This window comes from Altererythrobacter epoxidivorans (assembly GCF_001281485.1).
In the GTDB taxonomy this organism is placed as follows: Bacteria; Pseudomonadota; Alphaproteobacteria; order Sphingomonadales; family Sphingomonadaceae; genus Erythrobacter; species Erythrobacter epoxidivorans.
This window is the reverse complement of sequence record NZ_CP012669.1, coordinates 14,954-40,303: the sequence shown is the minus strand read 5'-3', so window position 1 is coordinate 40,303 and position 25,350 is coordinate 14,954. Positions and strand designations below refer to the sequence as shown.

Genomic DNA, 25,350 nt, shown 5'->3' with positions numbered 1-25,350 from the left:
CCAGCCCCAGATTGAGCAACGAACACCGTTCCGCTAAATCAGTCTCAAGCCTTTCGGCCTCGGAAATTGCCCGGAATTTGCAAATGGACTTTGAGAAAAGCCAGTTTCACGAAACCTATATTCGCGCAGCCGGAGCTGTCGCCTATGTTGCCGTTGTGGATTCAAAGGGCGATGAGGGCATCGGCTCCTGCTTCCACATCGGTAACGGGATATTCGTCACCGCGCGCCATGTCGTCGAAGGCCTGACCATCAAGGAAGTCGCAACCACCAAGTCTGCCTACCCGAAGGAGCAAGCCAACTCCGACGCGATCGCCCCGCGCCGGCTGACAATCGTAGAAGGCCCGCATTTCGGGCCCGAGAATATCGACGTCGCCGTCTTCCGCGTCGATGTCGGTAACACGCCATTGCCAGCGATCTCGGTGAGCCAGCACACCGAGTATGACCTCGAGGAGCACGATCTCGTCCTCGCCGACATCCTCATCCTCGGATACCCGCCGATCCCGTACACGACCATTCCTGTGCAGGTCGCAACGCTGGGGCAAATCAACGCGGTCGTGCGCGTCCGACATTCACCTGCGAGCCACTTCATCGCCTCAACCATGGCGCGCGGGGGCTTCAGCGGCGGCGTCGCGCTCGACCGCTCCGGTATCGCGCTGGCGCTCGTTACCGAAAGCCTCGGTACAGACAAATCGCTGGTCGAGACCGGCTATAACAGCCTGCTTTCCATCACGCCGGCGGTAGATCTTGCCGCGGAAAAGTACGGCTTCAGTCTGAGCTATGGCGTTCCCGGACGATACTCTGAGACGCTCGTGGCGATGCGCTTTTCAAAGCATGAAACCACCAGCCTCAGCTCCTATGTCTACGACGCACACATTTATGTGATGGATGATAATCGCGACGTCTTCGTGGAAATGGCATGCAACGACGATGGCGTCCTGCAAGCGGCGCTCGACGCCTTCGCCGCCATCGTCTCACCGCGTGTTCACAAGCGCGAAACCGGTCTCGTCTGGTTCACACCGGCCGACAATCCTGCGCCGGCTAAGCTGATCGCGGCAGCTGATTCCGCCCGCGCTCAGTTCTTGGCGTCGCGCTATCTCGAGGTAGCCACCGAGCACAGCAATTGGCAACTCGATACTTGGCGGGGCGACTGAATCAAAAGTTCGTCCGCGTTGGATGCCCAGAGGGCGGTGCCCGATCCGATGATCAAGCAACTACCAGCGATTTTCCCGGCGCCGGTATTAGCGCCAACATAGCGCGCAAAGCGGGCCTCCCTGTCTGGCGCTTCGGTGACGGCTGACTGGACGTCGCGCCACCGTTCATGAACATGGGATCCATGGACAATGACGATGTCGCCCTCAAATGGGACCATGAGGCGAGCCGGGCAAGTGCCGGAGCCGCGCTCGCCCAGATCGCGGCGGCAAGGCCGCAAGCGCTCGACGCGCGTCGCACCGCGCGCCGCTCCAAGCTGCCGTTCAAGGCAACGCTTTATCGTGACAGCCTGCTCTGGCGGATAGAGGAATTGGGACGATCCGCACTCGACGCCTATGATCGGGACGACCATGTCGCCGGCATCGTCCTCACCCGAGCGACGATCGAGTCGATCGCCGCCCTCAACAGCCTCCACCCTTTGGTCACCCGCTATGAAGGTGGTGATATCGAGACGCTGGACGCGACGCTGATGAGCATGCTGATGGGCTCGCGCGTCCGTGACGACCGGCCCGACGCCATCAACATTCTGAACGCCGTCGACAAGCTCACGAAGACGCTGCCGGCATTCCGCGCGCTCTATGATCAGCTGAGCGAATATGCCCATCCCAATGACGCAGGGACCGCATCCTCGTTCGCAGTGCTCGACATTGTCCGGCTCGGCGCGACCTTCACGCCGCGCGGTGAGCAATATGCGCGCCGCGCCTGGCTTCTGATTGAGTGCCTCGCGACCTCGCTCATGCTCGTCATGCCGCTCTATGCGGAGCTAAGCACCGCAGCCCCGAATTTCGCGCGGCTCTGCGACAGCGATGTCGCAGACGATGAAGCTTAGAAATGAGCGAGCAAGGCCTTGGCCAGCGCGAAAAGGTCATGCGCCAGGTCACCGAATAGCGTGAGCGCGCCGGCCCATGTAACAGCCTTGATGCCGTTCTTGATGAGCTCGTCGACCGCCAGATCGCCTTTCTTGGCGAGCCACAGGCCAAGTTTCTTGCCCCATTGCTCGAATCGACGAGACTGGGTGGCAAGCACGGCGGCGTCGGGGTCGACCTCAGCCAGTTCCGTACGCGTCTCGGCAATCGCCGCTTTGATCTCCGCCACTTCCTCGTCGCCGTATGGCGGCAGACCAATCTCTTCTGGCAGCGCATTGTGGCCAATATTGCCCGGCTGCCCAGGCATTGCCGCGATCGCCGCTTCAAGCTGGTCGAGACGATCCAGGATGCGGCCCGTCAACTCCACGCGCGTCGCTTCGGGCTCTTCGTCAGGTTCGCTGTCCGGATGCTCATAGAAGTCGCCGTGCGAGGTTGGCGCCTATTCGACTGTGCCGTCGCGCTCGATATGCTCGACCGCCGCCATGATGGTCGCTTCGTCGAACCGGTGTGAAAACTCGCCGTGGAGGACATCGCTTGCTTCGAACGGGCCACCCCACGGAAAGATGAAGCTCTGCTCCTCGCTGTCGCGAGGCATCTCGACTTGCGGATCTTCGAACTGCTCGAAGAACCACGTTTCCATGGCCTCTATGGCGTCAGCTTGTGCCTGCGCCGCTTTCTCTTCTTCTTCCCGCTTTTCGTCCTCGATCGATTCCCAATAGTGGCGCTCCTCCTCAGCGTCCTCCCACCGTTTCCTTTTCCGATCGTCATCTTCATCCCGCATCGACCCAACCTATGCGAAGGGACTTGCTTGACCAAGCCCCACATTGACTTTGAAACAAATGAAGAACATTATTGAGCGGCTGTTGAGGACATTTCGTCTCGTATCGCGGCACCTGGAGCAGCGCGCGGACGTTTCACTTGCCTTGGCACGTCCTTGGCTTCACATCTGTCAAGCCGAGGCTGGCACCGAGGGGAAGGACAAGCCCGGATGGGACACATGTATTCAACCGACGCAAGGGCCGCATGAGCATGCGTCTCGCCCTTAACGATTCAGGACCAGCGCTGGCGCCAATCTCGCCGCGCCGAGAGCTCGGCGCCTATGAGGCCCTTTGGCTGGAAAAGGGCGCGACCTTCAAAACCCTGGCCGATCGCTTTGCGCTCGATGCCGAAGCGCTTCCGTCCGACTTCGTGCCCGCCCAGCTTGCCGAGCAGTGCGCGGCCGAGGTGATGGCGAAGCTCAAGAAGGCCGGTGTCCATCAGTTTGGCGTCCGCATCCATCATGCCGGTGACTATCCCGCAAAGCTGCGCGACGCGCGCCACCCAGTCGAGCTTCTCTATTATCGCGGCGCCTGGGAGATCACCGAAACCCGGTGCGTGGCCGTCGTCGGCAGCCGCGAGGCCTCGCCCGATGGTATCCGTCGCGCCGAGCGGCTTGCACGCGAACTCGTCGATCGCGATTTCACGGTCGTCTCTGGCCTTGCCAAGGGCGTCGATTCGGCCGCCCATCGCGGCGCGATCGCGCGCGGCGGACGCACCATTTCCGTGGTCGGGACGCCGCTTGGATCCTGCTACCCCAAGGAGAATGCCGATCTGCAAGAGGTGATCGCCCGCGATCATCTGCTGATCTCGCAGGTGCCAGTTCTTCGCTACGCCAAGCAGGCACCCCAGCATAACCGGCTTTTCTTCCCCGAGCGCAATGTCACGATGAGCGCTCTCACCGAGGGCACGATCATCGTCGAGGCTGGCGATACGTCGGGCACGCTGACCCAGGCGCGCGCCGCGCTCCATCAGGGCCGCAAGCTCTTCATTCTCGACAATTGCTTCCAGCGGACGGACATCACGTGGCCAGCCCGCTTCGAAGCCGAAGGTGCAGTGCGCGTGAAGACGCCCGACGACATCTGGAGCGCCCTTGGTTGACGTTGTCCGGCTCTCGCAGATCGATGAGACGAGCCGCGGGGATCATTATCACCTGACGGCCGAGGATCGGTGCTACTATCTCTACGAATATACCTCGCACCGCGACTATTCCTTCAGCGCCACCAACCAGCTTATCAGCAATCTCAAGAAGAAGCCCAGCCAAGCCGACCAGCCACATTATTGGTACAAGGGCCAAGCGATCGGCACGTGCGGCCGCGCGCTTGGCGCCGCGCTTAACCCGGCGTGGCTCGGCATTGCTACCCTCGTGCCCGTGCCCGGGTCGAAGGCAACAGATCACCCGGATTATGATGATCGCATGGAGCGCATCTGCCGGCTAATGCGCCAGCCTGCGCCCGACGTGCGCGCGCTCGTCCGTCAGGCTGCCTCGACCACCGCGTCGCACGAAGCGGGACAAGGTGACCGCGTCACCGTCGAAGACCTGCTCGACCTCTACGCGATCGACGAAACCATTGCCGCCCCGGCACCGCAGACAATCGGTATCGTCGACGATGTCCTGACAGCCGGAACCCATTACCGGGCCATGCACACCGCGCTTGCGGCCCGATTCCCGAATGTTCCGATCATCGGCCTCTTCGTCGCGCGGCGGGTTTTTCCCGACGATCCACTTGCCTTCGGAGGCCTGTGAGCATGGATCGGCCAAGCCACGACGGACCCCCAGACCGTGTCAGCGACGTCCATGCGGCGACCGCGCTCACCCCGCCGAGCGCGGGCACGATCGACGAGGAGCGTGCCTTTCTCGCTCTCGCGACGGTGCGGGGCATTGGTCAGAAAACCCTGTTCGCCATGGCGGAAGACAAAAAATCGTTCAGCGATGCGCTCGAATATGGGCCAGAGGCGTCCAACCCTGCAGGCAGCGACGGCAAGGCCATCTCAAAGCGGCACTGGTCGCGGGTTCGCGGGCATGCGCTTGAACAGGGTGACCGCCTGGCCGAGCATCTCGAAGCGCTCGGCATTGGTCTGCTCTTTCGGGGCTCGCCCGGCTTTCCCTCCGCCTTGCTCGACCTTGAACGCCCGCCGCACTGGCTTTTCGTGCAGGGCAGCGTCGAGCGCCTTGCCGAGCCGTCCATTGCGATCGTCGGTACCCGCAAGCCCAGCGCCGACGGCTTCTTCCTGTCACGCTATGTGGGCGCTTGTCTCGGCGAATGGGGTGTACCGACCGTCAGTGGCCTCGCGGCCGGCATCGATCAACTGGCGCATGAACACTCGCTACGCGCTGGCGTGCCGACGATCGCGGTGCTGGGCACCGGCATGCTCGAAGACTATCCCAAGGGCTCAGGTCGACTGCGCGATCATATTCTCGCGACCGGCGGCGCGATCGTCAGCGAGTATCTACCAACAGCGTCCTACAGCGCCGAGAATTTCGTCCAGCGCAACCGGCTCCAGGCGGCGCTCGGCCGGATTCTGATCCCAGCCGAATGGAATCGCCGCAGCGGCACGGCCCATACGGTCCGCTTCGCGACCGCGCTCGAGCGGCCTATTGCCTGCCTGCGCTTGCCTGAGTGGCCGGACGAGCGCGTGGTGCTGGAGCGCGGCATGGGGCTTCCGACCGGCGAAATCTTCACCGTACCGCACGACCAGAGACGGTTCGACGCCTTCGTCCGGTCGGCGATCGGCAAGCCTTCACCCGCTCAGTTGGGCCAACTTTCGCTATTTGGGGATAGCTAGCCGTGCTCAAGGGGGCGATCTTTTCGCTGCACGATGTGCTCGTGACCAAGGGCACGATCAACGCGCCGCTGTTTGAGGAAACGCTGCGGCTGCTGCGCTATCTCAAGGCGCGGGGTGTCGAGCCGGTTTTCATTGGCAACCATGACTGGACGGTCACCAGTCCCGGCCAGTCCAAGCCGTTCCGGACCCTGCTCGAAGAGCGGCTCGGTCCGATCTGCTATTATATCGGCGGCCAAAACGGGATGCCGTATAAGCCACGCGCCGATTCCACCGCGCATATCCTCTCCGAGAAGGGCTGGCAGCGGAATGAGGTCCTCTATGTCGGCAACACCACCGACGATATGAAGACCGCTGCCAATGGCGGCCTGCTGTTTGTGAACGTCATGTGGCACGGAGTGGCGAGCCCCTACGGCTTTCAATTCGACTCTCCGCGCGACGTCGCGCGCTTCGTCGATTGCCTCTGTCTGGGCCTCGACGGCTGGTTCTGGGCGCTCGAACAGGGCGATCTGCGGGTCTATGCGCTCGCGCCTTTCACAACGCTCTCGCCGCGCTACGCACAAGCGCATGCCTATTCTGAAAACGCCAAGGCGACCTCGAAACACGGGGCCGGCGATGCGAATTTCTGGGGCCGTCTTCTCGCGGCGCGCATCTATTTTTCAGGTCTCGCTGACGAGATCGACTATATCACCGCCTATCCCGGGCACGCGCCGACTTCCAACGCGACGGTGATCAGTGAGGCGCTCAACATCCTGGGGCAGTCACTGCGCAAGAGCTATCTGCCCGACCTCATTCTCCGTCACACCAAAGCGGTGAAATCGCAGACCGCGCGGGCCTCAGGGGGAAGCGTGGGCCTCGACAATCAGCTCAACACGATCCGGCTCAACCCGGCGCCGGTCCGCGGAGTGGGCGGCAAACCCTATAAGTCGCCGCCCGCGCGCGGCGGCAAGCGTGTCCTCGTTATCGATGATATCTGCACCGAGGGTAACAGCTTCGAGGGTGCACGGGCCTATCTGAAGGCCGCAGGAGCGCAAACGGTCTGCGTGAGCTGGCTCAAGACGATCAATAAGGACTATCGCGCCGTGTCACCAGCCTTCGGCCCGTTCAATCCCTACATCGCGCAAACCTTCCCGACACCGATCGCGACCACAACGCACTGGTATTCGAGCGCGATCAGCTCGCATGCTGCGCCGACTGACCTCGCCGACGTCTATAATCGCTACTTCAGCTGGGCCTGGCCCGCCGATATATGACGAAGGCGTTTGCACTGGAAAACGATCAGAAACGCCATTGCCCTCTCGATTCCTTCCCTCTGAACGTCACTCGGCTCACGTCAGTTGTCAGCCTCACGCTTTCTGCTGTGATCGATGACGCCGAGTGCCATGATTGACGCTCTATGACGGTTTTGTCGTGGATGTGCCGGAAACACAGGTGCGCTCCCAATGTCGGCTATTGCTGCTTCGGCGCTCTGGAGCGGGTAGACAGCAAAGTCGGCGATCGCTGTCTATTTCCTCAGCGCAAAGCGATCAACCGTGTCCTCGACCTTATCGTCTTCCCAGCCGTCGGGCAACACGCCGTGGTCCTCAAAGATAAGCAGCGAGATTGTCATTTCGTAATGGTCAGCAAAGATTGCGACTTCGCGCACCGGCCGGTTCCACCAGACGCCCGGCGGCAGGTCCTGCCCCTCAGACGGGGGAGATGAGCCACCGCTTCCTGCGGCGAGAGATCCTCGCGGCAATTCCATGCCGGATGGGAAAAAGATGCGAGCGCGGCCCGCTGCTGCACTCCGGCGGCCCCACAACACGAAGCCGTTGGTGGCGACCACAACGGCGGCGCACAGACCGGTGCTTTCCAGCCACTTTAACGCAGCGGCCGTCAGCGATACATCATAGCGATCAGCGCAGTGCTTCAAGAGGTCCAGCGTCATGCGCTGTGCACCTACCTGGGCTCGGAAATCGGTGAGCGGCATCAACAGATAGGATGCGAACTTATCTGCCTCCCGCTCCTGCTGCCGCGATCCGCCCAGCACGTCGCTCTCACCACACTCGAATCCAGCGGGCGATTGCTGGCGGTGACAAAGGTAATGTCCCCATTCGTGCCCGAGGGTGTAATTAATCCGCCCTGCCGAGCGGATGCCCGGATTATACAGGATGGCCCACCCGCCACGCTTTTTGAGCGGAGCAAGCGCGCCCTCGAAGCACGGCACCGGCGCTTCAATGATGTCCAGGATGGGATCGCTGAAACGCTTGGAGTATTCGAGCGCGATTTGGCGCACATCTACCGGGAACCGCGGCCCCCACATCGTCACGAGGGTATTGGCCCACGCGCTTGGTGTGGTGGGATCACTCCTCATCGTCTAGCACGTCCAGAATCCGCTTGAGCTTCGCCTTCACATCGGGATCAGCTTTCTGAAATCGATGAAAGAATGCTGTGTCTTCCACATCCTCGGTCGGCTTGACCTGCGAGGCGTCAATCAGGAACGCGGACGTGACACCTAAAGCGTTCGCAATCCTCTCAAGTTTCTCGGCAGATGGGCGGGCAACGTCCTTATTCTCGATCTCCCACATATAGCTCTTTGAGCTGTCGGTCGCTTGCGCAAGCTGTTCAAGCGTGAGCCCGCGTTCCCGACGAAGTTCATTAATCTTGGTGCCGAGCAGGGATGGCATCTGTCCTCCGGTGCTGTTAGGGAAGTTCGGCGATAACCTGACTCCTTATGCTTGACAAGCGAACTCGTAGTCACCATACACCGTGTATGGCAGTAACGAACTCACCTGCCACGAGCACAAGGAGCCTTGATTATGGCAAAAGGTAAAAGTGGCGGTGGGCACTACCGTAGCGCAATCAGTGGACGCTACGTGACCTCGGCACACGGGAAACGCAGCCCGAGCACCACGGTCCACGAAGCGAGCGGCAAGAGCGGAAGCACCGGCGGTGCGTATCGCAGTGCGATCTCCGGGCGCTTTGTAACCTCCGCGCACGGCAAGCGGAGCCCGAACACCACTACCCACGAGAAATGAGCATTCAGTGCCGCCCGCTCACCCGGACGGCACTTCCTTTTCAGGAGACGATGCCAAATGGCCTTCCGTACATTTCCGTGGAAGAGGAACTACCGCAAGGTTCCCCCGCACGTTCTGACCGCGCTTGAAGAAGTTGAGGGCGATCTTATTGTGATTGCAGCCACGAAGAGGATTGCTCGCGCAGACATCGAACGGGGCGAATACGCCCACATCGGATTGCGGGCAGCGGACGGCGCCATAATCATCGATGGGCCGGTAATGCCTCCCGCGGATGCCGGTAAATGGTCGGAGCGTAATGCCCACGGGTGGGATCGGAAGCGAACCGACTGGCCGATGGTCACGAAAACCTATGTATTCGAGACGCCGAATTTTGGGGATGCAGGCACATACGGCACCCACATGCACACATGGGATCGTGAGGTCTATCAGCATCAGGTGTTCGAACCGCAGGGGATGCTGATCCAACCGGAGGTGCTGCAAGACGGGGGCGGTGATTACGTCGCCATCAGATTCACCCTGACCCCTTACCTGGAGCGGGCCGAACGCGAGTTCGATCTGATGCTACTGTGGTCCATAAATGTTCTTCAGGAGAACACGGGTGTAACGGGGGTTTTCGCGGCCGACGCCACGCGGGACGACTACATCGCCACCATTACCCTCGACTGGCAAATCTTCCCGCCGGGCACGATAGACGAGGTGATCGAGCGACTGGCGCAACAACCAGTGGACCCGCGCAACGCACCGGACTTCGACAAGCATGTCCGCGACCGTGTGCGTCTTTTCGAGCGGCTGAACCCCACCGCATATATTCGCGGGCAAGGCGGCTTCGGCTCCTATTTCGGAGCTCAGTTCGCCGATGATCTGGTGGTGTTCGAGAACCTCAAATACGGGAATGCAGTTTACGTCCTGTACGAGGATTGGCCTACCATTTCGCAGCGCTCCCGCCTCGAACTGCTTCGCGACCGCGATGCCCACTTCGATCGGATCATCCACTCCGACGATTGGAGGGACCGCCTTCTGGCATTGATCCAGAAGGGGCTGGACGAGCGAGGGCTTGGGCGTCGTGGACGAAGTTTGTTCCGCTGATAAGAGGTGGCGCCTTCGGTCTGTGAGTTGGTCCAGTTCTTGAGTTTCGCATGAACGAAGGACAGCTATCAACGAACAAGCTACGGCTGCTCAATGACCGCTTTGTCGGCGACTGCTGACACGCTTCCTCAGCACTAGGAATGTGGCATTCAGAAGTATCGTGTCGGACGCCGCACTGGAAGAACACGAAAAGGCGGCCCGTCCCTAGAGGGACGGACCGCCCGCCGAGTGACCTAGACCTGTCAGGAGGGGTCAGGCAGCCTGCTCGGCAATCTCGTCAGTTCCTTCGCCGTTGACCGCCTCGTTTCCTTCGTGGTCGGCCAATTCGACTTCTTCCGAACCGGCGAAACGCATGATCGGCGGAACCCAAGCCTGCGCCCGCTCCTTGACCTCAGACTCGCCAATGAAGTTGCCGGAGAAGATGCGCTCGGCAGCGCTCGCCAATTCGGCCTTCTTCGATGCAGCGTAGCGACTGACCAGTTCGGGACCACCGGCAGCATCGAGTGCCTCGAGCGTGCGGGCCTTGGCCACGCGGTCGAAATAGTTGGCCGCCGTGGGACGCCACCAATGCGCGGTCTCGATTTCCAGGAGCGAGCCCAGAGCCTCATGCATAGGCACCGAGCGCTCGCCTTCGCAGGCCAGGCTCGCGACAAGCGTGCGCGAGACGACATGACCAAGCCAGGCCGAGCGCCCCTCGTCGGATAGTGCCCGGAACCTGGCAAACCGCTCAACATCGCTTTCGCCAGAGCGCCAGCTTTCATCGAGCGACCCGGCAAACTCGGCCAAAGCAGCACTCGCGGGCGCATCCTTGGCCTCGAACCCGGTAACCGGGCCGGAAGCAACCGAGCCGACCAGCGTCGACGCTTTCTTGGCGCGCCAGTCATGCCCATCGGCATCGGCGAGCGTGAAGACCAAGAAGTCGAGCGCCAATGCCGGATCGTTGGCGAGATGGATCGCCAGGATGTCGCGGCGCTGCATGGCCAGTTCGTCGAGCAGGCGCTGCGACAGCGAGCTCCCTTTAGTCTTCACCGTTCCAATGTTCTCGACTGCCTCGACCACACCTTCGTCAGCGATGACTTCGGTCTGAGTATAGAACTGCGGGACCAAAGTCGGTTCGCCATTGCGCGAGAGGACGAGGAAAGCTCCAGCCTCGGATTTCAGCTCATCGGCGAGTACTGGCGGCCGATCATTGAGCACGCACATGGCGCGGTCGATCACCACGAGTTCCTGTTCGGCCTTGGCGACCTCGTCTTCGTCGCTGTCTTCGTCTTCGAGCACTGCGGCGACGCGGTCGTAGTCGGCTTCGAGCTCGCCAAGTTCCTTCGCTTCCTGTTCGGTCATCGGCGCAGGCTCGCATGGCAGACGGCCGAGACCTTCGACGAGGTCATGGCTGACGTAGTTGCCAAGCGTCGGGCGCACCCAGGCAAGGCCATATTCGAGCGCGGCCTTTTCTGCTGCTTCTTCCATGGCTTTGTGCGCGAGGTCTTCGAGCAGCGCGACATCGATCCAGCTCTCGCTGGCATCGTCGTCGAACAGTTCGCGTTCGATCCGCCCACCTGCGGCGAGGTAGGCATCGCGTCCGACGAGAACCGCTCGCGGATCGGAACCGCGCACCGTGGCATCAAGCACCATGCGGCGGATCGTATCAGGCGTGATCTGATACCAGGCATCCTGCAACTCGGCATAGACATGCGCCTGCCACTCCACGTCGGAGATCGCGCCGTAGGCCTTGGCCATGTCGAGCGTGATCGTGCCTTCGGCGAGTGCTTCGAAGACGCAGGGTGCGAGACTTGCCAAACGCAGGCGTCCTTCGACGAAGCGGACGGTGAGGCCGAAGCGGCGCGCCACGTCTTCGGGGGTAGCCCCCGCCTCGATGATGGAAGCAAAGGCCTGCGCCTCGTCGGCCGGGTTCATCGCCAGACGCTGGAAGTTTTCGGCAAGGCTGGCTTCGCGCACTTCGCTTTCTTCGCCTTCGATGACGAGGCAGGTGACCTCGTGGTTCTCGGGCAAGGCGCCATCTTCGGCCAGCGCCTGCAGTGCAGCGAGCCGGCGACCGCCGGCCTCGACCTCGAACTTGCCGCGCTTTCCTTTGCGCACGACGAGGTTCTGCAGCAGGCCGCGCGCGGCGATGTCTGCCCGCAGTTGAAGGTCGGCCAGCACGTCGCTCGACTTGCGAACGTTGCGCGGGCTCGGGACGAGCTTCTTCAAGGGAATCGACTGGATCATGGGTGTTCTCCTGATGGAATGAAGGCGCAGGTGAGGATCACGAGGCCCACAAGCCCAAAGGGCTCCCTCCACTCTCATTCTGAGACTGGGGTCTGCCCGAGGGATCAGGCGGCAAGCGCGGGGAGAACCGACGAGGCATTCGACACCGGGACGAACAGGCGCGTGCGGTAGCGGATGATCTCGGTGAAGCAGCCTTTGCCCTTGTACCAGTCGAGCCGATCGGGCGAGAACCCGGTCAGTTCAAGCCGCTGTTCGCCGCCGACCAGCGATCGCTTGACGGTCAAGGCATCGTGGCTTGCGAGGCCCAGCGGCTTGCCGCTGGCGATGACGAGGTTGCCGATCTGCTCAGGCGCCGGTCCGGTAAATCCGGAAAGACCAAAGGTCTCGGCGATTGCGGCGAGATCGATATCGAGCACTTCACGCCCAATGATCGACTGGCCGTCCTCGGCAAAGAGCCGGGTGACCCGAACATGATCGCCGGGCAGGCGCTTCCAGACCGGGAGCAATAGGCCGGTAGCAAGATGGACGCGCTCGGTCACCGGTGACTTGGCCGCTTCCTCTTCCTCGGCACGCCAGGCCCTCGTGAATGCGGTGACGCCAATTTCTTCCCAATGGCTTTCAGCGAGTGCCTCAAGCGTGCAGTTTGCAGACTTGAGCGGGCGCAGCAGGCGCCGACGTTCGATCACGGCGCCGTCGTCGGCGATGAGCCGTCGGGCCGGAACCGACAGTGCGACCTTGCCCGAGCGCGCATTTCGCATCGGGATCGCGCGCGGGCCGCCGATCTCGTGCATGCGTACGAGGCGCTGCAAGCGTAGAGGCCGAAGGTGCCTCGTTACTTCGAGCGAGACGAGGCGGGTCTCGGCTCCGGTCACGGGGTCGGTGCGGAGAAGTTCGTCGGCAAGGACCGTGAAGCGATCGACCCTGACGGTTTCCAGTCCCTGGTCGAGCGTTCCGGCTTCGCGTGCGGCTTCGATCCGCGCCTCTACCAACCCGAGATATTCGTCGAAGATTCCGTTCTGGAGCGCGATCGGCAGGGCGAGGATGCGGTTGAGCCAGCGCTGGATCGTGGGGAGATTGTCGGTCAGCCCGCCATCGGGGTTTTCGAGCCGGAGGCCGGTGCGCTCGACAAAGTTACTGAAGCTCGTGGCCTCGAGCTTGCCGTCATAGAGCAGCTGGAACCAGCGGCTGAGCGCGTCGCGCGCGTAATCGCTTTCGAGATTGTCGGCCGGGTCGAACAGGTTCTGCCCGCCGGTCTGGCGCTGGCCGCGCGTCAGCGCGCCTAATGCCTCGAGCCTTCGCGCAATGGTCGAGATGAAGCGGCGTTCGCCCTTCACGTCGGTGGTTACCGGCCGGAAGAGCGGGGCCGAGGCCTGGTTGGTGCGGTTGGTACGTCCAAGACCCTGGATAGCGTTGTCGGCGCGCCAGCCCGGCTCGAGCAGGAAATGAACCCGGCGCTGCTGGTTTCGGCAGCCAAGGTCGGCATGGTAGGAACGTCCCGTGCCACCTGCATCCGAGAAGACCAGGATGCGCTTGGTCCCTTCCATAAAGCTTTGCGCTTCGGCAACATTGGCACTGGGGCTTCGCCGTTCGAGGCGCTGCTGGCCATCGCGGCCCGATACCAGCCTTCGGGTCCGGCCCGTGACCTCGGCCACAGCCTCGGTTCCGAAATGCTCGATAACCGCATCGAGTGCTGTTGCGATGGGCGGCAGCGCGCAAAGCTGTTCGATCAGCGCATCGCGCGCGGCCACGGCGCGCGGACAGAAGACGGGATTGCCCTCCTCGTCGCTCATTGCCTCGGAGCGGAGATTGCCGTCGTCGTCGGCGAAGACCTGCATCAGGCGCACCGGGAAGCTCTTCGAAAGGTAGTCGATGACATATTCACGCGGGGACAGATCGATATCGAGCGCTTCGCGTTCTTCGTCGGACAGGTCGGCAAGGCGCCGGTCGAGCATGGCCTCGGCGGTCGAGACCAGCTGCACGACAACCGAATGCTCTTCGCCAAGCGCCGCTTCCATCGCGGGGATCAGGCTCGGCAGTTTCATCGAAAGCAGGAGCTGGGCAAAGAAGCGCTGCTTGGTGCCTTCGAAGATCGACAACGCTGCCGCCTTAGCGTTGCGATTGAGCGTATCGCCGCTGTCCTCGTCGACCACGCGGGTTGCTTCGAGCGCCGCTTCGAGATTGCGGTGAATGATTGCCCAGGCCTCGGCATAGGCATCGTAGATCCGTACCTGCGCTTCGGTCAGGCTGTGTTCGAGGATTTCGTACTCGACCCCGGCGAAGGACAGCGCACGGGCAAGGTAGAGGCCCTGGGCCTTGAGGTCGCGGGCGACGAGCTCCATCGCCGCGACGCCGCCAGCGCGGATCTCGGTCATGAACGCCTCGTGGGTCGGAAAAGCGGTCTCGGGTCCCCACAGGCCGAGCCGGGAGGTGTAACCGAGGTTGGCGATATCCGAAGCGCCAGTGGCAGACGCGTAGAGCACGCGGGCGCGCGGGAGATGGTTCTGCAGCCTGAGGCCCGCCATCCCTTGTTCGGAGCCCTTGACCTTGCCGCGGATTGAAGAGCCCCCGAGCGCATTGGCCATGGCGTGGGCTTCGTCGAAAGCGATCACGCCATCGAAATCCTCGCCCGCCCAGGCAAGGATCTGGTCGAGCCGCGTATCCTCGGCGCGGCCCGAGCGCAGCGTCGGATAGGTGACGAAGAGAATGCCTTCGGACATCGTTGCAGGGTGGCCAAGTTTCCAGCGGGAGAGCGGCTGGATGTCGAGCGGCAGCCCACCAAGTGCTTCCCAGTCGCGGCGTGCATCTTCGAGCAGCGCCTCGTTCTTGGTGATCCAGATATGGCGACGCTCGCCGGCGAGCCAGCGGTCCATGATGACCGCGGCGATCTGTCGTCCCTTTCCAGCTCCTGTCCCGTCGCCGAGGAAGAAGCCTTGGCGGTAGGCGTGGCCGTCGTTGGCAAGCTCAAGCGAGGTGCCTTCCTGGCTGACCTTGAATTGACCCGGGAGGTCGTGTGCGAATGCCTGGGCAGCGTAGACCAGTGTCTCGCATTGCGCTTCGGACAAGAGGCCATTGGCCTGCCAATTTGCGGGGAGACGCGGGCAAACATCGGGCTGCGGTGCCGCGACCGAACCCATGGCGACCGATTCCACGAGCGGGGTGGGATGGACCGGCGCATCTTCGAAGGCGATGCGGCTGGGCCGGTAAGGCAGGTAGATGCCTGCCTGTTCGGGCACAGGCGCGGTGTCGGCGAGGACCGAATAGGCAAGGTCGATCGCATTCGCCGTGGCTGCTGGTGTCGCGGCGAACGGCGCCACCGGCCGAACCAGCGCGCTTTGGGTCGAAGTCTTGCAAACGAGGCGCACTGGCTTGCCGAGCGGCAGGCGATGGATGTTGGCGGAGGTCTGTACGCGTGGCGGAAGCGCAGTGATAAGCTCGTGGAGCGAGATGAGGTCGGCAGTATCTTCGGTGATCGCAGGCGAGGACGCAGTCGGCGTCTTATCGAACACAACCAGACGAACGGCGATCCCCGTCCCTGTCCGACGAAACATCTGCTGCAAGCGGACATTGAGCAGGAGCGATGCTTCGTCCTGTTCCTTGGCGAAGGTTGAAGCGTCGAAGCCTTCGGGCATGATCGCGACTATCCTCGCCCCAGCGGCTGACGCCCGGATTGCACTGCGCAGGTGGCGCTGCGCCGTCTCACCATCCTTGCCGCGTTCCTGGCTGCGGGCGAATGGCGGGTTCATCAGCACGGCCGACGGAACAGGGCCGCGAAGCAGGTCGGCGATCAGTTCCCCGTCATGCGCGGTGATCGGGGCCGCAGCGAAGATGTGGCCTAGGCTGTCTCGTCTTGCCGGATCGATCTCGTTGAGGAGCAGCGAGGCCTTCCGGACGCTGCCCCATAGGGCAAGCGCACCATTGCCGGCGGACGGTTCGAGCAGCGTGTCGTGCGCAGAGATAGCTGCGGCCCCTGCCATCAGCCAGGCCAGCATTGGCGGGGTCGAGAACTGCTGGAGCTCGACCTGTGCCTCGCTGCGAACATGCCGGGGCGGTAAGGCTGCTTTGAGCCAGTCGAACCGCGCTTCGGCTTCGTGCACGTTCGTCGCCAGATCGATCCGTGAGGACTCTCGCAGCCAGAGCAGTGCGCCGATCTCGACCGCGTTGTTGTAGTCATCGATGGTCCAGGCGCTTCCCCAGTCCATGACGCCGGTTTCCTCGGCGAACAGGCCGGCGATATCGGCGCGGGAAAGGTGACGTCCCGAAGCGAGAAGCGCGGCAATCCTGGCGCCGACGGCGTAAGCCAATGGCACTGACGACTGTTGCTCGCCGGCGGGAAACAGGTCTGATTGAAACATGGCGATTCGTCCTCCTGATGAGGGCATCGGGACACGCCCTCTGCCGGATCAGGAATTCGAGAAGCTCTCTCTCCTCTACCGCGCCGCTTTGCGGCGCAGCCATGCTGTAAGTTCATCGTTCCAGTCGGTGTCGCGTGAGTGTGGTTTGCGAACGTGGATCGTCCGCCCATCGCGGGCATAAGCGGCCAGGCCACGCGACGCGGCCAGCTCGCCGCCAGCATCGTGATCGACGAAGAGGTGAAGCTCGGTCACGCTCTCAGGCACGCTGACGAGACCGAAGCGCTCATTACCCAGGGTAGCCCAGACGGGGATGCCGGTGAGGGCATAGGCCGACATCGCGCTCTCGATACCCTCGGCGAGGCCGAGCTTTCCGGAGGCCGGAGCGAAGAGGCGGACAGCAGCTTGCCCGGGCGTGCCGAGTGCGCGCTTAGGTTTGTCGAAAGCGGCCTTGCCTGAGGCCTTGGTAGACAGGAACGTGCGGTGGATGGCGATCGGGCCATCGTCGAGGCTGACTGCCGCGATCATGGCGGGCAGAAAGCGGGCCCGTCCTTTCGGGCCAAGCGGCGTTCGTGGATGGAAGCGGAGCGCCGGAGATGCGGCGAGGATGCCGCGGCTTTCAAGATATGCCTTTGCCGGACTGGCACGCAGTGGCTGTGCATCGCGCCAGATCCTTAACGCTACCGCCGAGGGTTTGCGGGTGCTGGTCGATTCGGGTTCGTTGGGGGTCGCAGAAGCTGAAAAGAGCGCCGGTGCCTCGAAACCTTCACGCGCCAAAGCAGCCAGCACGCTCTGCTGATCGCATCCCGCGAAACAGTGGAAGAGGATGGCCTGTCGACCGAGCGACACACCGAGTGACGGCGTGCGGTCATCATGCGCGGGGCAACAGGCCATGCCCTTAGTGCCGGACCATTTGCCCCCTCGCGATTCACAAATGCGACGGGCGGTCTCGGCAAGCGACCGGTTGGGATGAGCTTGGACAGACAGGGACATGCGAGCTCCTCAGCAAGCAAAGTGGCCCCCTCATCAGCGTTCCTCTCCTCTCCCGAAGGCAGGCATTCGCTGCTTTCCTACAGGCATATGTTCTACTTATGTTCTATCTCGATTCGAATCAATGGAGCACCACTCGAGATGACCCGCCTCAATCGTCGGACCGCGATAGCGGTCGCCTGTCTGGGAATGATCGCGACCTCCTCCCAGCAAGTCCGCGCCCAGGATTTCACCTTGTTCGAGCACGCGATCGTTCCACCGGAGACGGACCAGCAGCCGGCAAGGGAATATCTTCCTGCAATCTACCAAGCCGGGCCAGCAATCGTATCCTACCGGGAGGGCCTGTATATGGCGGCGATAGCCGAGGCTGAACGCCGTTACGGGCTTCCGACCAACCTGCTTCGTGCTCTTATCTGGGCTGAGTCCCGCTTCAATCCGATGGCTGTTAGTCCAGCCGGTGCTGCCGGGCTGGCTCAGCTTATGCCGGCCACGGCGAGAGAACTGGGCGTCCGGAACCGTCATGACCCTCTTGCATCGATCGACGGTGGCGCCAGGTACCTTCGCGAGATGTTAGACCGGTTCGACGCAGTCCACCTGGCCTTGGCTGCTTACAATGCTGGCCCGGGTGCCGTCTCCCGATCACGCGGCATTCCCAAGAATGGTGAAACGCCGCAATATGTCCGGTCTGTGTTGGGACGTTGGCAAGCAATTGGTACGTAAAATTGACGAAACTACCTGATTTCCGGCTATTGTCTGAAATCATGTGCCGGAATGAAGACGGACAACGCCAGTGAGTGAGACCCCCGGTGAGCCGTTCGACTTTCGCAAGGCGTTGAAGGTACAGAAGCGCCGGAAGCTCAGAAAGGAGATCGCGTTGGGTTTGGGAGCATTCGCGATCGTATTTGCTGGAGGGATGCTGGCACTCAACTGGCCAGTCCATGACGCCAGCCTTGCTAACGATGATCAGCAGCCTCAAACTCTATTCCAGCAAGCGAGCTCCCCGCAATTCGACGTCTGCGGATCGATCCGGCGCACATGCGTCGTGGATGGAGATACTTTCTGGCTTAATGGCGTGAAGATCCGGATTGCCGACATCGACACTCCCGAGATCAGCGAGCCTCGCTGCGACTATGAGTACCAACTCGGCATGCGTGCGACGTACCGCCTTGTCGAATTGCTCAATGACGGGCCCTTTGAACTGACGACTATCGGGAGCAGAGATGAGGATCAGTACGGTCGCAAATTGCGGGTTGTAACGCGCGGCGGCCGCTCGCTTGGCGATCAGCTGGTCAGCGAAGGGCTGGCGCGGACATGGACCGGGAGACGTGAGCCATGGTGCTGAACCGCGATCAGGAATTGTGGGCCGTCGCACTCTGGGTCGAAAAGAACCATGGCGAAGAGGGAACCGCTTATATCGCGCAGCAAATCCAGCGGCTATCCAACGAAGGGGACGAGGCAGGCATAGCAACGTGGAAGACTGTTGCTGAACGCTTCGATCAACTTAGCTGCCAAAGCTCTACGAACTGAGGCTCGGCACGATGCGGAATTGGCTTCGGATCTGGGGCATCAGAATTGAGTTCGCCGTGCTGGCGTCAGTGTCCCTGATAGGGCTGATCCTGAGCCTTCAATCCTGCATTGGCTGAGAAGAAATTCGATCTCCCGATCAACCCTTCGCAAACTTTCCCATGATGACCTTTCCTCCTGTCCGCAGCTCATCGAGGTAGTCGCTCCACCATTGAGCCATTCGCACGCGCTCGTCCCAATGTTTGCCGCGATGGTAGATGCCACGCACAACATTGCTGTCGCCATGTGCCAGGGCACGCTCGATCGCGTCGGGATTCCAAAGGCCCGACTCGTTCAGGAATGTCGATGCTGTCGCCCGGAGTCCATGAGCGGTGACTTCTTCCTTCGAATATCCCATGCGACGGAATGCGGCATTGAGCGTGTTTTCACTCATGGGACGCTTGGAGCTGCGCGCAGATGGGAAAACATATCCTTCGCGGCCGAGCATCTCGGCCAGATCAGTGAGATAGGCTCTAACCTGCTTGGAAAGCGGGACGGCATGCGCTCGGCGCGCTTTCATTTTACCGGCAGGGATCTTCCAGACCCCATCGACGAGGTCGATCTCATGCCATTCGGCGTGCCGGAGTTCGCCGGGGCGTACGAACACATGCGGCGCGATCTGCAAAGCTAACTTCGTCACCATGTAGCCAGTGAAGTCGTCGATTGCGCGCAGCAGCCCGCCTAGCTCGGTGGGCTCGAGGATTGCTGCATAATGCGTGGCTCTCGGCGTTACGAGAGCGCCCTTCAGCATACTGGTCGGATCGGATTTGCAGCGGGTGGTAGCGACTCCGTAGCGAAACACGCGGCCTGCGAACGAGCGGCATTTCTTCGCAGTCTCGTGCTTACCAGTGGCTTCCAGTCGTTTGAGAGGAGCCAGGACTTCGAACGGCTCGATCTCGTTGATGGGTCGGTTCCCGATGGCAGGCACAAGCTTCTCGAGGAAATAGTTGGCCTTGACGATCGTGCCATCGGCGCGACCATTCTGGACCATCATCTGTTCAATATACTCACGCGCGACTGCCTCGAACGTCTGTGCAGAAAGGAACTCGGCGCGGATTTTCCGCTTCCGCTTCTCAAAGGCCGGGTCGCCGCCAGAAGCAACAGCTCGTCGTGCCTCGTAGGCCACGTCTCGCGCTTGCTTGAGGCTGATTTCCGGATAGCTGCCGATGCAGAGCTTCTTTTGCGCACCGCCGATCCGGTATCGGAATCGCCAAAGTTTGCCGCCAGTCGGCGTGACCTCAACATATAGGCCGCGCTCATCGGTGACCTTGTACGGCTTATCCTTGGGCTTGAGTGCGCGGAGGCGAGTATCTGTCAGCGGCATGTGGGGGCCTTTTCATCTGGGCCTTTGCGAAATGGCCTCAAAAGGCCCACAAAAGTGTCTGGAACCCCCGAGAACAGGCGGGACGATCCGGAACGATCCAAGGGCCAAATCCCTAGGATTTCTGCGGGTTTTATAGAATATTTGGGAGAACGTGAGAAGAACAAATGGTGCCCAGAAGAGGACTCGAACCTCCACGCCCTTGCGAGCGCCGCCACCTGAAGACGGTGCGTCTACCAATTCCGCCATCTGGGCACTTTCGGGCAGCATGGTCAAACGAGCCATTGCCGCCGGGTAGGCGCGGGCCAATAGCGACTGCCATACCCGCCTGTCAACGGCTCTGTTCGCTCCGGAACGCTTGCAGTCCATCGCCCGTTACGGCAAGGCGCGCGGCAGCAGTTCCAAACGGCACACAACGGATACACAATGGCACAGACCACACCCCTGCAGGACAAGCTCGTAACCCTATTCGGGGGTAGCGGATTTCTCGGCAATTATGTGGCCCAAGCGCTGCTTGCGCGCGGCGCGCGACTGCGGATCGCCAGCCGCCATCCCGAGAAGAGCTTCTCGCTCAAGCCGCTCGCGAATCTGGGCCAGCTGCAATTCGCGCGCTGCGATGTCACCAATGAGCAGAGCCTGGCTGCTGCCATCTCGGGTGCGGATGTCGTAGTCAACCTGGTCGGCAGCTTCGACGGCAATCTGCGCAAGCTGATGGGCGAAGCGCCCGGGGCGATGGCCCGAATCGCCGCTGCCAATGGTGCTGGCGCCTTCGTGCATGTCAGCGCGATCGGTGCCGATGCCGAATCGGAAACGGCCTATGCCAGTGCCAAGGCGCTCGGCGAGAAGCTGGTCGCCGAGGCCTTCCCCAAGGCGACCATAATCCGTCCGTCGATCATTTTCGGCAAGGACGACAATTTCACCAACATGTTCGCGCAGATGATCAAGTTCGTGCCGGTCTTGCCGGTCTTCGGGCCGGATTCGAAACTGCAGCTGGTCTATGTCGACGACGTCGCAGAAGCGATCGCTGCCGCAGCCGCCGATCCAGCAAGTCACGGCGGCAAGACCTATGAACTCGGTGGCCCAGAGACCCTGACCATGATGGATATCAATCGCCGCATCGCCGATGCCCAAGGGCGCGACCGTCACTTCATCGCCATGCCCGACGCAGCTTCCGCGACCTTTGCCGCTTTGCCCGGAACGCCCATGGGCCGCGACCAATGGACGCTGCTGAAACAGGGTAGTGTCGCATCAGGCGATCATCCCGGCTTCAAGGCGTTCGGGATCGAGCCGAAGCCGCTCGGCCTGTTCCTCGACAAGTGGATGGTGCGCTATCGCAAGCACGGCCGTTTCACCGGCAAGAGCGCCCTCGCCAGCTAACGGCGAATGGCGTCAGGCCTGCTCCGCACTTTTCGGTGGAGGCAGGGCCTCGAAGGGCTCGACGATCAGGATTGAGCCGTCGTTCCCGATGATCCTGACACGCGTTCCGGCAGCGAGGTCGGGGCCGCGGGCGAGCCATTCGCTGTCGCCATGCTTCACCCGCCCGGTCCCGCCGTCGATCGCCTGCGTGATGAGCGCAAGTTCACCGACGAGGCGTGAACCGCGGCGGTTCATGAGCGGGTCGGAACTGACGATCGGCTGGTCGCGCAGGAAACGGCGCGCGCTGAAGGCAGCGATCAGCGACAGGAAAACGAAGACGATGATCTGGGCCGGCAGGGCCAGGCCGATGCCAAACACCAGCGCGCCGGTGATAATCGCGGCAACGGCCAGCCAGATCAGGTAAACGCCCGGGACGAGGATTTCGAGCGCGGCAAGGATCAGGCCGAGGCCGATCCAGATCCAGTGCGCCTCTATCCCGCCGAAGCTATCCATTACTGGTCACCTGTGCGCGGCACGCTGGTGCGCGACCGCGCAGCGGGCAGCGGCTGGCCTGAGCGGTTCGCGGACGTGGCGGCTTCGCCTTCGCCCGGGCCGATGGCTTCACGAACCAGTTCGCCGATGCCGCCGAGCGAGCCGATAAGCTGCGTCGCTTCGACCGGGAACAGGATCGTTTTCGCGTTCGGGCTTTCGGCAAACTTGCCGACCGCTTTCGTGTATTCCTGCGCGATGAAGTAATTGATCGCCTGGTTGCCCGAAGCTGCGATGGCATCGGACACCATCTGGGTGGCTCGGGCTTCGGCCTCTGCCGCACGTTCGCGCGCTTCTGCATTGCGGAACTGCGCTTCGCGCTTGCCCTCTGCTTCGAGGATGGCCGACTGCTTGCGACCTTCGGCGCGCAGGATCGAACTGGTCTTGTCGCCTTCTGCCTCAAGGATTTCGGCACGCTTCAGGCGTTCGGCCTTCATCTGGCGCGCCATCGCTTCCGAAATATCGTGCGGAGGACGGATGTCCTTGATCTCGACGCGGGTGATCTTGACGCCCCACGGCGAGGTCGCGTGGTCGACGACCGACAGCAGTCGGGCGTTGATCTCGTCACGCTTCGACAGGGTTTCGTCGAGGTCCATGCTGCCCATCACGGTGCGCAGGTTGGTCGTCGTCAGCGCCATGATCGCCTGGTAGAGGTTCGCGACTTCATAAGCTGCCTTGCCGGCGTCGAGCACCTGGAAGAAAACCACGGCATCGACCCCGACCATAGCGTTGTCGGCAGTGATGATTTCCTGGCCCGGGATGTCGAGCACTTGCTCCATCATGTTCACCTTCTGCCCGACACGGTCGAAGAAGGGGATCAGGAGGTGGAGACCAGGTTCCGCAGCCATCGTGAACTTGCCGAGCCGTTCGATCGTATAGACATAGCCCTGCTTAACGACGCGAACCGCCATCAGCAGGAACACGATCAGAAGAAACAGCAGTGCAATCAGTACGAATTCCATGGGAACCCCTCTTCCATTGGATTTGATTTCAGTAGCCTAGAGCCTTGCTTGCCGGTCTCCAAGAAAAAGCGGACCAAGACCTGAATCTAGACGATGGACATGCAGCCAATTGCGTTGCAACATGCCACCGATAAGGGAGAGGAAATATATGGCACGTGCAGGTTGGGCGCTGGCATTGGCGCTGTTTGTTGGCGCATGCGGTTCATCGACTGACGAGGTTTCGGGCCCGGCCACAGAAGGTGTGACCGATGCCCTGATCGCGAACAGTCCGGGCGAAGAATGGCTGACCTATGGCGGGGGCCATATGGAACAGCGCTTCTCGCCGCTCGACCAGATTACCGACGGCAATATCGGCGAACTCGGCCTGGCCTGGTATTCCGATATCGACACGGCACGAGGTCAGGAAGCCACCCCGCTCGTCCATGACGGCATCCTTTACGTGTCCACGGCGTGGAGCATGGTGAAGGCCTATAATGCGAAAACGGGTGAGCCTGTCTGGGCATACGATCCGGAAGTTCCGCGTGAAACCGGTGCCCGCGCCTGCTGCGACGCGGTCAATCGCGGGGTCGCTCTTTATGGCGACAAGGTCTTCGTCGCCACGCTCGACGGGCGCCTCGTCGCGCTCGACCAGAAAAGCGGCAAGGTAGCCTGGGAGAAGATGACCGTCCCCGACCAGGAAAGCTACACGATCACCGGCGCCCCGCGCGTGGCCAACGGCCTTGTCCTGATCGGCAGTGGCGGTGCGGAATACAAGGCGCGCGGCTATCTCGCTGCTTATGACTGGAAGACAGGCAAGGAAGTCTGGCGCTTCCACACCGTGCCGGGGAACCCGGCCGATGGTTTTGAAAATGAAGCGATGGAAAAGGCTGCCGAAACATGGGGCGGCAAGTGGTGGGAACTGGGCGGTGGCGGCACCGTGTGGGATTCGATCACCTATGACCCCAAGACCGGCCTCGTCTATTTCGGCACCGGCAATGCAGAGCCGTGGAACCCGGCCGCGCATGACCGCGGTGAAGGCGACAGTCTCTACACCGGCTCGATCGTGGCGGTCGATGCGGCGACCGGCGAATATCGCTGGCACTTCCAGGAAACGCCGGAGGATCGCTGGGACTACGATTCCAACGCGCAGATCACTGTTGCCGATATCGAGATCGACGGCGAGATCCGCCACGTCGTGATGCACGCACCGAAGAACGGCTTCTTCTACATCCTCGATGCGGAGACCGGCAAATTCCTGTCGGGTGAAGCCTTCGCGCCGATGAACTGGGCCGACGGGCTAGACGAAAACGGCCGCCCGAACATCCTCGAGGCAGCTCGTTACGAAAAAAGCGATCAGCCTTTCATCGGCATGCCCGGACCGATCGGTGCGCACAGCTGGCAGCCGATGAGCTACAGCCCGCAGACCGGGCTGATGTATATTCCGAGCAACCAGGTCATCCAGGGGTTCCTCGCTGCGAAGGACTGGACCCCGAACAAGCAGGGCTGGCAGATCGGGATCGATACCGCGCCTGTCGCCATGCCGGCCGACAAGGCAATTCGCGCGCAGATGGCCGAACAGTTCAGCGGGTCGCTGCTGGCCTGGGATCCGGTCAAGCAGGAAGCAGCCTGGGCCGTCCCGCACAAGGGACCATGGAATGGCGGAACGCTCGCGACCGCTGGGAACCTGGTTTTCCAGGGCGATGCAGCCGGCATGTTCAAGGCCTATGATGCGAAGACTGGCTCGCCCCTGTGGAGCTTTGCGGCACAGACCGGCGTGATCGCTGCGCCGATGACTTACGCCATTGATGGCGAACAATATGTCGCGGTGCTGGTCGGTTGGGGCGGCGTATGGGACCTGACCGCCGGCGTGCTTGCCGACAAGTCCGGGCCGGTCAAGAACATCAGCCGCCTGCTGGTGTTCAAGCTTGGCGGCGATGTAAAACTGCCCGATCCGCCTGCACTGGGTGAAAACGTGCTCGACCCGCCGGCGTTCACCGGCACGGAAGAACAGGTTGCGCTCGGCGCGTCGAACTTCGCCCGTTACTGCGCCATGTGCCACGGCGATGCTGCTGTTGGCGGGGCGAATGTTCCCGACCTGCGCTATTCGGGCGCAATCGGCAGCAAGGATGCGATCAAGTCGATCGTCATCGACGGGGCGCTGCGCCACAACGGCATGATCAGCTTCTCCAAGGTGCTGAAGCCCGCCGATGCAGAGGCCATTCGCCAATACCTGATCAAGCGCGCCAACGAGGACAAGGCGCTGGAAGCAAGCTGACG

General features: G+C 61.9%; 23 protein-coding genes and 1 tRNA gene. 13 read left to right on the top strand and 11 right to left on the bottom strand.

All coding sequences use genetic code 11. From position 1 onward, the window contains the following. Positions 1-11 precede the first annotated feature (11 nt). Positions 12-1,151, top strand: coding sequence for a S1 family peptidase (locus AMC99_RS00205; protein WP_198143547.1), 1,140 nt, complete (start codon positions 12-14; stop codon positions 1,149-1,151). 167 nt (positions 1,152-1,318) lie between these two features. Continuing rightward, entirely contained in the window at positions 1,319-2,038 is a 720-nt protein-coding gene (locus AMC99_RS00200) for a hypothetical protein (protein ID WP_157058207.1), read from the top strand. Here the strand turns inward: AMC99_RS00200 and AMC99_RS00195 are convergent. Continuing rightward, on the bottom strand, positions 2,035-2,442 hold the full coding sequence (locus tag AMC99_RS00195; RefSeq protein WP_061921241.1) for a hypothetical protein: 408 nt from the start codon (positions 2,440-2,442) through the stop codon (positions 2,035-2,037). The two genes, AMC99_RS00200 and AMC99_RS00195, sit on opposite strands and share 4 nt — an antisense overlap. Before the next feature lie 72 nt (positions 2,443-2,514). Beyond that, positions 2,515-2,856: a hypothetical protein gene (locus AMC99_RS00190; RefSeq protein WP_061921238.1), complete on the bottom strand. Its 342-nt coding sequence runs from the start codon at positions 2,854-2,856 to the stop codon at positions 2,515-2,517. 248 nt (positions 2,857-3,104) lie between these two features. On the opposite strand from AMC99_RS00190, the gene AMC99_RS00185 reads away from it, so the two are divergent. Genes AMC99_RS00185 through AMC99_RS00170 form a run of 4 tightly spaced genes read left to right on the top strand, consistent with a single transcriptional unit; the run spans position 3,105 to position 6,928 of the window. After that, positions 3,105-3,992 carry a DNA-processing protein DprA gene (locus AMC99_RS00185; protein ID WP_061927464.1) on the top strand — a complete coding sequence of 296 codons (888 nt, stop codon included), beginning with the start codon at positions 3,105-3,107 and terminating at the stop codon, positions 3,990-3,992. After that, entirely contained in the window at positions 3,985-4,638 is a 654-nt protein-coding gene (locus AMC99_RS00180; protein ID WP_061921235.1) for a hypothetical protein, read from the top strand. The genes AMC99_RS00185 and AMC99_RS00180 overlap by 8 nt, the downstream gene beginning before the upstream one ends. Positions 4,639-4,640: 2 nt before the next feature. Beyond that, complete coding sequence (locus AMC99_RS00175; protein WP_061921233.1) at positions 4,641-5,678, top strand: DNA-processing protein DprA; 1,038 nt, start codon at positions 4,641-4,643, stop codon at positions 5,676-5,678. A 2-nt stretch (positions 5,679-5,680) separates the two neighbouring features. After that, positions 5,681-6,928, top strand: coding sequence for a hypothetical protein (locus AMC99_RS00170; protein ID WP_061921230.1), 1,248 nt, complete (start codon positions 5,681-5,683; stop codon positions 6,926-6,928). A 251-nt stretch (positions 6,929-7,179) separates the two neighbouring features. On the opposite strand, the gene AMC99_RS00165 is transcribed toward AMC99_RS00170, so the two are convergent. Both AMC99_RS00165 and AMC99_RS00160 read right to left on the bottom strand, forming a co-directional pair. Continuing rightward, entirely contained in the window at positions 7,180-8,028 is an 849-nt protein-coding gene (locus AMC99_RS00165) for an ImmA/IrrE family metallo-endopeptidase (protein ID WP_083440008.1), read from the bottom strand. Next, positions 8,018-8,341 (bottom strand): helix-turn-helix domain-containing protein, encoded by a 324-nt coding sequence (locus tag AMC99_RS00160; RefSeq protein WP_011445848.1) that lies wholly within the window; start codon positions 8,339-8,341, stop codon positions 8,018-8,020. Before AMC99_RS00160 ends, AMC99_RS00165 begins: the two co-directional genes overlap by 11 nt. A gap of 132 nt (positions 8,342-8,473) precedes the next feature. Here AMC99_RS00160 and AMC99_RS13760 point away from each other — a divergent pair, with 132 nt between their 5' ends. Beyond that, complete coding sequence (locus AMC99_RS13760) at positions 8,474-8,692, top strand: hypothetical protein (RefSeq protein WP_083440007.1); 219 nt, start codon at positions 8,474-8,476, stop codon at positions 8,690-8,692. A 57-nt stretch (positions 8,693-8,749) separates the two neighbouring features. Further along, entirely contained in the window at positions 8,750-9,778 is a 1,029-nt protein-coding gene (locus AMC99_RS00155; RefSeq protein ID WP_061921224.1) for a hypothetical protein, read from the top strand. A 252-nt stretch (positions 9,779-10,030) separates the two neighbouring features. Here the strand turns inward: AMC99_RS00155 and AMC99_RS00150 are convergent, their stop codons facing one another. The 3 genes from AMC99_RS00150 to AMC99_RS00140 all read right to left on the bottom strand — a co-directional run bounded on the left by AMC99_RS00150 (position 10,031) and on the right by AMC99_RS00140 (position 17,247). Continuing rightward, positions 10,031-12,004 (bottom strand): ParB/RepB/Spo0J family partition protein, encoded by a 1,974-nt coding sequence (locus AMC99_RS00150; RefSeq protein ID WP_061921221.1) that lies wholly within the window; start codon positions 12,002-12,004, stop codon positions 10,031-10,033. 104 nt (positions 12,005-12,108) lie between these two features. Continuing rightward, the gene (locus tag AMC99_RS00145; RefSeq protein ID WP_061921218.1) at positions 12,109-16,356 is read right to left on the bottom strand and encodes a strawberry notch family protein; all 4,248 of its coding nucleotides are present in this window, start codon (positions 16,354-16,356) and stop codon (positions 12,109-12,111) included. Between the two features lie 75 nt (positions 16,357-16,431). Then, on the bottom strand, positions 16,432-17,247 hold the full coding sequence (locus tag AMC99_RS00140) for a DUF7146 domain-containing protein (protein WP_198143546.1): 816 nt from the start codon (positions 17,245-17,247) through the stop codon (positions 16,432-16,434). 237 nt (positions 17,248-17,484) lie between these two features. On the opposite strand from AMC99_RS00140, the gene AMC99_RS00135 reads away from it, so the two are divergent. From AMC99_RS00135 to AMC99_RS00125, 3 genes are all read left to right on the top strand, one after another. Next, complete coding sequence (locus AMC99_RS00135) at positions 17,485-18,063, top strand: lytic transglycosylase domain-containing protein (RefSeq protein ID WP_061927460.1); 579 nt, start codon at positions 17,485-17,487, stop codon at positions 18,061-18,063. A gap of 70 nt (positions 18,064-18,133) precedes the next feature. Next, positions 18,134-18,685 (top strand): thermonuclease family protein, encoded by a 552-nt coding sequence (locus AMC99_RS14185; protein ID WP_232301443.1) that lies wholly within the window; start codon positions 18,134-18,136, stop codon positions 18,683-18,685. Beyond that, on the top strand, positions 18,676-18,870 hold the full coding sequence (locus AMC99_RS00125; protein WP_061921215.1) for a DUF6961 family protein: 195 nt from the start codon (positions 18,676-18,678) through the stop codon (positions 18,868-18,870). Before AMC99_RS14185 ends, AMC99_RS00125 begins: the two co-directional genes overlap by 10 nt. A gap of 136 nt (positions 18,871-19,006) precedes the next feature. On the opposite strand, the gene AMC99_RS00120 is transcribed toward AMC99_RS00125, so the two are convergent. Both AMC99_RS00120 and AMC99_RS00115 read right to left on the bottom strand, forming a co-directional pair. Continuing rightward, entirely contained in the window at positions 19,007-20,230 is a 1,224-nt protein-coding gene (locus AMC99_RS00120) for a tyrosine-type recombinase/integrase (protein ID WP_061921211.1), read from the bottom strand. A gap of 165 nt (positions 20,231-20,395) precedes the next feature. Next, positions 20,396-20,482, bottom strand: a tRNA-Leu gene (locus tag AMC99_RS00115). Positions 20,483-20,653: 171 nt separating this feature from the next. On the opposite strand from AMC99_RS00115, the gene AMC99_RS00110 reads away from it, so the two are divergent. Beyond that, entirely contained in the window at positions 20,654-21,604 is a 951-nt protein-coding gene (locus AMC99_RS00110; protein ID WP_061921208.1) for a complex I NDUFA9 subunit family protein, read from the top strand. Positions 21,605-21,616: 12 nt separating this feature from the next. On the opposite strand, the gene AMC99_RS00105 is transcribed toward AMC99_RS00110, so the two are convergent. Next, positions 21,617-22,096 (bottom strand): NfeD family protein, encoded by a 480-nt coding sequence (locus AMC99_RS00105; RefSeq protein WP_061921205.1) that lies wholly within the window; start codon positions 22,094-22,096, stop codon positions 21,617-21,619. Continuing rightward, positions 22,096-23,094: an SPFH domain-containing protein gene (locus AMC99_RS00100; RefSeq protein WP_061921203.1), complete on the bottom strand. Its 999-nt coding sequence runs from the start codon at positions 23,092-23,094 to the stop codon at positions 22,096-22,098. Before AMC99_RS00100 ends, AMC99_RS00105 begins: the two co-directional genes overlap by 1 nt. Positions 23,095-23,242: 148 nt before the next feature. Here AMC99_RS00100 and AMC99_RS00095 point away from each other — a divergent pair, with 148 nt between their 5' ends. Then, positions 23,243-25,348 (top strand): PQQ-dependent dehydrogenase, methanol/ethanol family, encoded by a 2,106-nt coding sequence (locus tag AMC99_RS00095; protein WP_061921200.1) that lies wholly within the window; start codon positions 23,243-23,245, stop codon positions 25,346-25,348. Positions 25,349-25,350: the final 2 nt, after the last annotated feature.

Coding starts and splice junctions, on each gene's coding strand:
- AMC99_RS00200 (WP_157058207.1), top strand. CDS start 1,319: ATGAACATGGGATCCATGGACAATGACGATGTCGCCCTCAAATGGGAC.
- AMC99_RS00150 (WP_061921221.1), bottom strand. CDS start 12,004: ATGATCCAGTCGATTCCCTTGAAGAAGCTCGTCCCGAGCCCGCGCAAC.
- AMC99_RS00110 (WP_061921208.1), top strand. CDS start 20,654: ATGGCACAGACCACACCCCTGCAGGACAAGCTCGTAACCCTATTCGGG.
- AMC99_RS13760 (WP_083440007.1), top strand. CDS start 8,474: ATGGCAAAAGGTAAAAGTGGCGGTGGGCACTACCGTAGCGCAATCAGT.
- AMC99_RS00100 (WP_061921203.1), bottom strand. CDS start 23,094: ATGGAATTCGTACTGATTGCACTGCTGTTTCTTCTGATCGTGTTCCTG.
- AMC99_RS00125 (WP_061921215.1), top strand. CDS start 18,676: ATGGTGCTGAACCGCGATCAGGAATTGTGGGCCGTCGCACTCTGGGTC.
- AMC99_RS00145 (WP_061921218.1), bottom strand. CDS start 16,356: ATGTTTCAATCAGACCTGTTTCCCGCCGGCGAGCAACAGTCGTCAGTG.
- AMC99_RS00120 (WP_061921211.1), bottom strand. CDS start 20,230: ATGCCGCTGACAGATACTCGCCTCCGCGCACTCAAGCCCAAGGATAAG.
- AMC99_RS00155 (WP_061921224.1), top strand. CDS start 8,750: ATGGCCTTCCGTACATTTCCGTGGAAGAGGAACTACCGCAAGGTTCCC.
- AMC99_RS00095 (WP_061921200.1), top strand. CDS start 23,243: ATGGCACGTGCAGGTTGGGCGCTGGCATTGGCGCTGTTTGTTGGCGCA.
- AMC99_RS00175 (WP_061921233.1), top strand. CDS start 4,641: ATGGATCGGCCAAGCCACGACGGACCCCCAGACCGTGTCAGCGACGTC.
- AMC99_RS00135 (WP_061927460.1), top strand. CDS start 17,485: ATGACCCGCCTCAATCGTCGGACCGCGATAGCGGTCGCCTGTCTGGGA.
- AMC99_RS00185 (WP_061927464.1), top strand. CDS start 3,105: ATGCGTCTCGCCCTTAACGATTCAGGACCAGCGCTGGCGCCAATCTCG.
- AMC99_RS00105 (WP_061921205.1), bottom strand. CDS start 22,096: ATGGATAGCTTCGGCGGGATAGAGGCGCACTGGATCTGGATCGGCCTC.
- AMC99_RS00140 (WP_198143546.1), bottom strand. CDS start 17,247: ATGGCCTGTTGCCCCGCGCATGATGACCGCACGCCGTCACTCGGTGTG.
- AMC99_RS00190 (WP_061921238.1), bottom strand. CDS start 2,856: ATGCGGGATGAAGATGACGATCGGAAAAGGAAACGGTGGGAGGACGCT.
- AMC99_RS00165 (WP_083440008.1), bottom strand. CDS start 8,028: ATGAGGAGTGATCCCACCACACCAAGCGCGTGGGCCAATACCCTCGTG.
- AMC99_RS00160 (WP_011445848.1), bottom strand. CDS start 8,341: ATGCCATCCCTGCTCGGCACCAAGATTAATGAACTTCGTCGGGAACGC.